Source organism: Ensifer sp. SSB1 (genome assembly GCF_016652895.1).
In the GTDB taxonomy this organism is placed as follows: Bacteria; Pseudomonadota; Alphaproteobacteria; order Rhizobiales; family Rhizobiaceae; genus Ensifer.
In genome coordinates, this window is the sequence record NZ_JAEPRP010000095.1 from 21,970 (window position 1) to 27,969 (window position 6,000).

The window sequence follows — 6,000 nt, forward strand, 5'->3', positions numbered from 1 at the left end:
CGGCTTTTAGTTACACGACCGGGCTTCGCCGCGGAACATTGTTGCGCAGCCGAAGCGCTCGCCTCCCCGGGGCCGGCCCGAGAAAGCCGCGCGTCTGCGGACGGGCGAAGACCATCGAAGCGCCGGCTTGACGGCGATGCGGCTTGGCGCTACCTCCCATTCCGGGCTTCAGATCCCCGCCGCTCGCAGGCTTCCAGTCTCGGTGAAATCTGACTTCTGACGATATCCTCTCGCCCCGATCGCATTTCGTGTGGCAGGCAATGCGAGCCCCTCCTCCTTCTTGAAATGCGAAGAACAGGAGTGCGGGATGTCCAAGGACACCTCCAGCCAGAATATCTTTCTGACCGCGCCGCTCGGCGCGATCTTCTTGAAAACAGCACTGCCGATCATCTTCGTCATGAGCATGAACGGGCTGTTGACGGTCGTCGATGCCATCGTGCTCGGGATCTATGTCGGCACTGAAGCCGTCGGCGCCGTGACCACGGTGTTTCCGATCTTCATTCTCACGGTGGCGCTGGCGACCCTCGTCGTCAGCGGCATGGCGAGCCTGCTTGCCCGTCATCTTGGCGCCGGCCGCTTTACAGAGGCCCGCGGCGTCTTCGCCGGCGCCCATATGCTGGCGCTGACAGTCGCCGCTGCCCTGATCCTGTTGTTCGTGGTCTTTGGCGAACGACTGGTGTTGGCGCTCACCAATGGTCCGGGTCCGCTCGCCGGCATGGCCGAGCGCTATATCGCGATCATCATCTTCTGCGCGCCCGTCCAGTTCCTGCTGGCGGTGCAATCGGATGCGCTTCGGTGCGAGGGGCGCGCCGGGCTGATGGCCGGCCTCAGTGTGCTGGTTTCGGTCGCGAACCTCGTCCTCAACTATGTGCTGATCGCGCTCGCGGACATGGGTGTTGCGGGTTCTGCCACCGCCACAGTGCTGGCGCAGGTCCTGGCACTTGGCCTCATCACCCTCTTTCGTCTGTTCGGACGCACGGAGCTGCGGCTTTCCGCCCTCCTCCAGCACAACCCGCTGACGGGATGGAGCCGGATGATTGCGCTCGGCAGCCCACAGAGCCTCGGCTTCATCGGCATGGCCCTGGTTTCGGTGACGATCATGGCGGCGCTGCAGAAGACGGCGGCCGAAAACTACGATACCACGGTCGCCGCCTACGGCATCGTCACCCGCATCATGACCTTCGCCCTTTTGCCGCTCTTGGGCTTGAGCCAGGCGATGCAGGCGATCGTCGGCAACAATGTCGGCGCCGGCCTTGCGGATCGGGCAGAAAGGATGCTGCGGCTCGGGCTACTTGTGGCGCTCGCCTACTGCCTCACCGTCGAAGTGCTGCTCGTCGGCTTTGCCCGGCCGATCGGCGCGACCTTCGTCGACAGTGATGCGGTCATCGCAGACGTCGCGCGCATCATGCCCGTGATGGTCGCGATGTATGTCTTGTCCGGACCGCTGATCATGCTCGGCAGCTACTTCCAGGCGATCGGTGATGCCGGCCGGGCGGCGGTCCTGGGGCTTGCCAAGCCCTATCTCTTCACCATGCCACTGGTCGCCTTCTATGCGTCGACTTTCGGCGAACCCGGCATCTGGTTTGCCACTCCGACGGCGGAAGCGCTGCTGCTCGCGGTCGCGATGCTGGTGTTGTGGCAGGCGACGCGGCGGCGCGGCGCTGCGGGCCGGCTGTCCTGACGAAAATACGATCGACCCCGGATGGGGTCGATCGGCTCCGCAACCGGACGCTTCATGCTCCGAAGCGGAGCGCTCTAGGCCGAAGCGGCGAGCGCCGGGTAGTCGACGTAGCCTTTCGCCGTGCCGCCGAAATAGGTCATGCGATCGGCCTCGTTCATCGGCGCGTCGGCCTTCAGTCGGTGAACGAAATCCGGATTGGCCAGCACCATCTGACCGTAGGCTTCCAGATCGGCGAGCCCCGATGGGAGATCGGAACCGATCTCGTCGCGCACGCGCCCGGGGCGGTTCAGGATCAAGGGCCGCGACCAGAGCTTGCGGATCGAAGCGAGCAGCGGTTCGTCGCCCGCGTGCATGATGTGCAGATAGGCAAGGCCGAGCTTGTCGAGTTCGGCAACCAGATAGCGGTAGAGATCGGGGCCGTCCGCACCCTCGTCGATGCCCCACATCTTGAGGCCCGGAGAGAGGCGGATGGCCGTGCGGTCCGCGCCGATCTCCTCGGCGATGGCAGCCGCCACCTCGATCGCGAAACGCGCACGGTTCTCGATCGACCCGCCATATTCGTCGGTCCTGTTGTTGGCGCTCGGGGCCAGGAATTGGTGGACCAGATAGGCGTTCGCGCCATGGATCTCGACACCATCTGCACCGGCCTCGATCGCGCGGCGGGCCGCATGGCGGAAGTCGGCGACGGTCTGGCGCACCTCTTCAGACGTCAGCGCCCGCGGCGTCGGAATGTCCTGCATGCCTGTCGCGGTGAACATCATGCTGCCCGGCGCGATCGCCGACGGCGCAACGCCCTGGCGGTGGAGCGGCGTGTTGTCGGGGTGCGACATGCGTCCGGCATGCATGAGCTGGATGAAGATGCGGCCGCCGCGCGCGTGCACGGCAGAGGTGACCGTCTGCCAGCCGGCGACATGCGCATCGGTGTAGATACCGGGCGTGGTGAGATAGCCCTGCCCGTCATCCGAAGGCTGCGTGCCTTCGGTCACGATCAGGCCGACGCTGGCGCGCTGGGCATAGTATTCGGCGGCGAGCGCGCCGGGCGTACCATCATAGTCGGCGCGGCTGCGGGTCATGGGCGCCATGGCCAGCCGGTTGGCAAGCGTGTGGCGGCCGATACGAACCGGAGTGAACAGCAGGCTCATCGGGGTCTCCTTCGAGAGTTCCAAGTGTTGAAACCCTTGTCCACTATTCCACATTCAGGATAAATACGGACATTCTGGAATTACAGTTCCATTGATGGAGCAATCGAATGAGCCATCTGAACGACATGGCGTTGTTCGTCGAAGTGGCGAAAGCCAGAAGCTTTCGCAAAGCCGCCGAAATCGTCGGCATGCCCAACTCCACCCTGTCGCGACGGATCAGCGAATTGGAGAAGGCGATCGGGCTGCGGCTGCTTCACCGCACGACGCGAAAGATCGAGCTGACCGAAGCGGGCCAGCTCTACTTCGAACGCAGCAAGCGTATCGTCGACGAAGCGCGCCTGGCGCACGAGCAGCTGGGCGCCATGCTGGAGCAGCCGAGCGGACTGCTGCGCGTGTCGATGCCGGTCGATTTCGCCACCATCTACATGACACCGCTGATCGCCGAATTCGCCCGGCGCTATCCTGGCATCACCTTCGATTTCGACCTGACGCCGCGGCGCGTCGATCTGGTGACGGAGCCCTTTGACGTGGTGATCCGCGCGGGAGAGCTGCAGGATTCACGCCTGATTGCGCGACTTGTCGGCCGTCACGCACGCTATCTCTACGCCTCCCCTGTCTATCTGGCAGCCCACGGCGAGCCGCAGGAGCCGGCGGACCTCGCCCGTCACGACTGCATCTCCATGCCGAGGGCAACCGACTGGACGCTCCATGATGGCCACAACAACAGGATCGACGTTTCGGTCACCGGCCGCTTCACGGTCAACAATGTCGGCATGATGCGCGCGCTCGCCGTAAACGGCCAAGGCATCGCGCTCCTGGCCGAACGCATCGCCGGCGACGACTTTACTGAAGGTCGGCTGAAACGCGTGCTACCCGGCTGGGAGGGTACCTCCGTCGCCATACATGCCATCACCGAGACGCGTCTGCTGCCGGCCAAAACCCAACGCTTCATCGAATTTCTGCAGCAGGAGATGGCCCGCGCCTAGCCGCGATGGCGTGCGCCTTCCCGCCCCCATGAGAACACGCTAAAATATAAGCGATTGGGGAGAACGGGATGGCGAACGAGCACGTCGAGCGGCGACTTGCGGTCATCATGGCCACCGACATCGTCGGCTATTCCCGCATGGCCGAGGCCGACGAACTGCGCACGATCGGCGCGATGAAGCGGCTGCAGAACGCGATCCTCGCCCCGGAAATTGCCGCCCGCGGCGGCCGGATCGTCAAGCTCATGGGCGACGGTTCTCTGGTTGTCTTCAACTCCGCCGTCGATGCGGTGGACTGCGCCATCTCGCTTCAGGGGGCGCTCGCCTGCGACCAGCAGGAGCAACCGGCCGATGACCGCATCCTCGTCAGGATAGGCATCAACCTTGCCGACGTCGTCATCGAGGGGGACGATCTGCTCGGCGATGGCGTCAATGTCGCCGCCCGTCTTCAGGCGTCGGCATCGCCCGGCGGTATCTGCATCGCCGATGTCGTCCACCGGCAACTGAGCGCCAAGAGCCGGTCAGGCTTCCTCGACGGCGGCGAGATCGCGCTGAAGAACATCTCGCGCCCGGCCCACGTCTGGCACTGGACGGACGCACCGACGATGGGGCCGGCAGCCTCGCAAGCCTGCGCGCGCACCTCGATCGCGGTGCCGCCGTTCGAAAACCTCGGCGGCGCGCCGGATCAGACCTTTTTCAGCGACGGGATCAGCGAGGATATCATCGGCGGCCTTGCCCGCTTCCGCTCGCTTTCCGTCACGTCAGCCAGTTCGTCCTTCAGCTTCCGCGACAAGAATACGGACAGGAGAGAAATCGGCCGCAGGCTCGGCGCCACCTACCTAGTCGAGGGCAGCGTGCGGCGCGTCGGCGAGCGGATCCGCATCACCGCGCAACTGGTGGAAGCCGCAACCGGCGCGCACCTCTGGTCGGACCATTACGACCGGAGCCTCACGGATATTTTCGCAGTCCAGGATGAGTTGACACGGACGATCGTGTCGACCCTCGTCGGCCAGATCGAAAGCGCCGACCTGCGCCAGGTGCTGCGCAAACCGCCGACGAGCCTTGCGGCCTATGAATTCTACCTGCGCGGGCTTGCCCATATTCGCGGCTACGAGCCGGACGACAACCGGCAGGCCCGGGCCATGTTTCAGGCGGCGGTCGAACGCGACCCGCATTTTGCCCTGGCCCACGCCTATCTGGCGCTCGCCACCATCGCCGAGCAGGGCTACGGCAACGCGCCGGCGGATGTTCTCGACGCGGCGATGGCGATGGCCCGCAAGGCCGTGTCGCTCGATGAGGCCGAAGGCGGCTGCCAGCGGCTGCTGGCACTCATTCACGTCAATCGCCGCGAATTCGAGTTGGCGGAGCGGCACTATCGCCGCGCCTATCTGCTGAACCCCAACGACGCCAATACGCTGGTGCAGATGGGTGGCCTCTTTGCCCGGCGCGGCAAGCTCGACGAGGCGATGGAGTGGATCGAAGAGGGCTTCCGGCTGAACCCGTTTCCGCCGCCCTGGTACAGCGCCGCCCTCGGCAACGCCCTCTATATTCTCGGCCATTACGATGAGGCCGCGGCAGCACTCAAGGAACTGCCCAATCCCGGCCCGTTCACGCTAGCCCGTCTCGTCGCCTGCCATGCGCAGGCCGGCAACGGCCTCGCCGCCGAGGAGACGAAGGCTCGACTTCTGCAAGCGCGGCCGGACTTCTCGACGGAAGATTTCATCCGGCAGGGCCTGTTGCTCCAACAGGACGAACACCGCGACCTGTTCCGCCAGGGCCTGTTGAAGGCGGGTCTGCCGAAATGAAGCGGGCGCTCGGCCCGGTTCACGCCGTCATCCCCTGGGGACGCCCAAGTCCGGAGCGGCCTGGAAGAGCCCAACTACAGTTGAGATCATCACTCGAGGGACCACAAAGATTTTAGAGGCCGAGCACCGTCCTGTGCACCTTGCATTAACAACTCACAGGCAAATTAGCTTTGCTGCATGAAGCAGCTTCAAACCAAGGGCAATGATATGCTTGACCTTCCCGTGCTGATGCCGCTCGTGATCAGCTTTGCCGCGATCTATCTGTTCTTTCGCTGGGTCGTGTTCGACATGAACTCCCCCAAATAACGGTCGCGCGGCGCGCTCACAGCATCGCCCGACATCGGCCCCATCGTATGCGAGCTCGAAGGCCCGATGCCGATCTTGAACAC

The 6,000-nt window shown here is 64.5% G+C and carries 6 protein-coding genes; 4 read left to right on the forward strand and 2 right to left on the reverse strand.

Translation table 11 applies throughout. From position 1 onward, the window contains the following. Positions 1 to 307 precede the first annotated feature (307 nt). Complete coding sequence (locus I8N66_RS22265; protein WP_291157761.1) at positions 308 to 1,681, forward strand: MATE family efflux transporter; 1,374 nt, start codon at positions 308 to 310, stop codon at positions 1,679 to 1,681. Between the two features lie 74 nt (positions 1,682 to 1,755). Here the strand turns inward: I8N66_RS22265 and I8N66_RS22270 are convergent, their stop codons facing one another. Then, on the reverse strand, positions 1,756 to 2,823 hold the full coding sequence (locus I8N66_RS22270) for an alkene reductase (protein ID WP_291157765.1): 1,068 nt from the start codon (positions 2,821 to 2,823) through the stop codon (positions 1,756 to 1,758). Between the two features lie 107 nt (positions 2,824 to 2,930). Between I8N66_RS22270 and I8N66_RS22275 the strand changes: the two genes are divergently transcribed. The 3 genes from I8N66_RS22275 to I8N66_RS22285 all read left to right on the forward strand — a co-directional run bounded on the left by I8N66_RS22275 (position 2,931) and on the right by I8N66_RS22285 (position 5,917). Then, on the forward strand, positions 2,931 to 3,809 hold the full coding sequence (locus I8N66_RS22275) for a LysR family transcriptional regulator (protein ID WP_291157768.1): 879 nt from the start codon (positions 2,931 to 2,933) through the stop codon (positions 3,807 to 3,809). A gap of 68 nt (positions 3,810 to 3,877) precedes the next feature. Continuing rightward, a complete protein-coding gene (locus I8N66_RS22280) occupies positions 3,878 to 5,611 on the forward strand; it encodes an adenylate/guanylate cyclase domain-containing protein (RefSeq protein ID WP_291157771.1) in 1,734 nt (577 codons plus the stop codon). A 177-nt stretch (positions 5,612 to 5,788) separates the two neighbouring features. After that, on the forward strand, positions 5,789 to 5,917 hold the full coding sequence (locus I8N66_RS22285) for a hypothetical protein (RefSeq protein WP_268906704.1): 129 nt from the start codon (positions 5,789 to 5,791) through the stop codon (positions 5,915 to 5,917). On the opposite strand, the gene I8N66_RS37585 is transcribed toward I8N66_RS22285, so the two are convergent. Continuing rightward, the gene (locus I8N66_RS37585; protein ID WP_365887681.1) at positions 5,869 to 6,000 is read right to left on the reverse strand and encodes a serine dehydratase beta chain; all 132 of its coding nucleotides are present in this window, start codon (positions 5,998 to 6,000) and stop codon (positions 5,869 to 5,871) included. The genes I8N66_RS22285 and I8N66_RS37585 overlap by 49 nt on opposite strands.

Coding starts and splice junctions, on each gene's coding strand:
- I8N66_RS22280 (WP_291157771.1), top strand. CDS start 3,878: ATGGCGAACGAGCACGTCGAGCGGCGACTTGCGGTCATCATGGCCACC.
- I8N66_RS22265 (WP_291157761.1), top strand. CDS start 308: ATGTCCAAGGACACCTCCAGCCAGAATATCTTTCTGACCGCGCCGCTC.
- I8N66_RS22285 (WP_268906704.1), top strand. CDS start 5,789: ATGAAGCAGCTTCAAACCAAGGGCAATGATATGCTTGACCTTCCCGTG.
- I8N66_RS22270 (WP_291157765.1), bottom strand. CDS start 2,823: ATGAGCCTGCTGTTCACTCCGGTTCGTATCGGCCGCCACACGCTTGCC.
- I8N66_RS22275 (WP_291157768.1), top strand. CDS start 2,931: ATGAGCCATCTGAACGACATGGCGTTGTTCGTCGAAGTGGCGAAAGCC.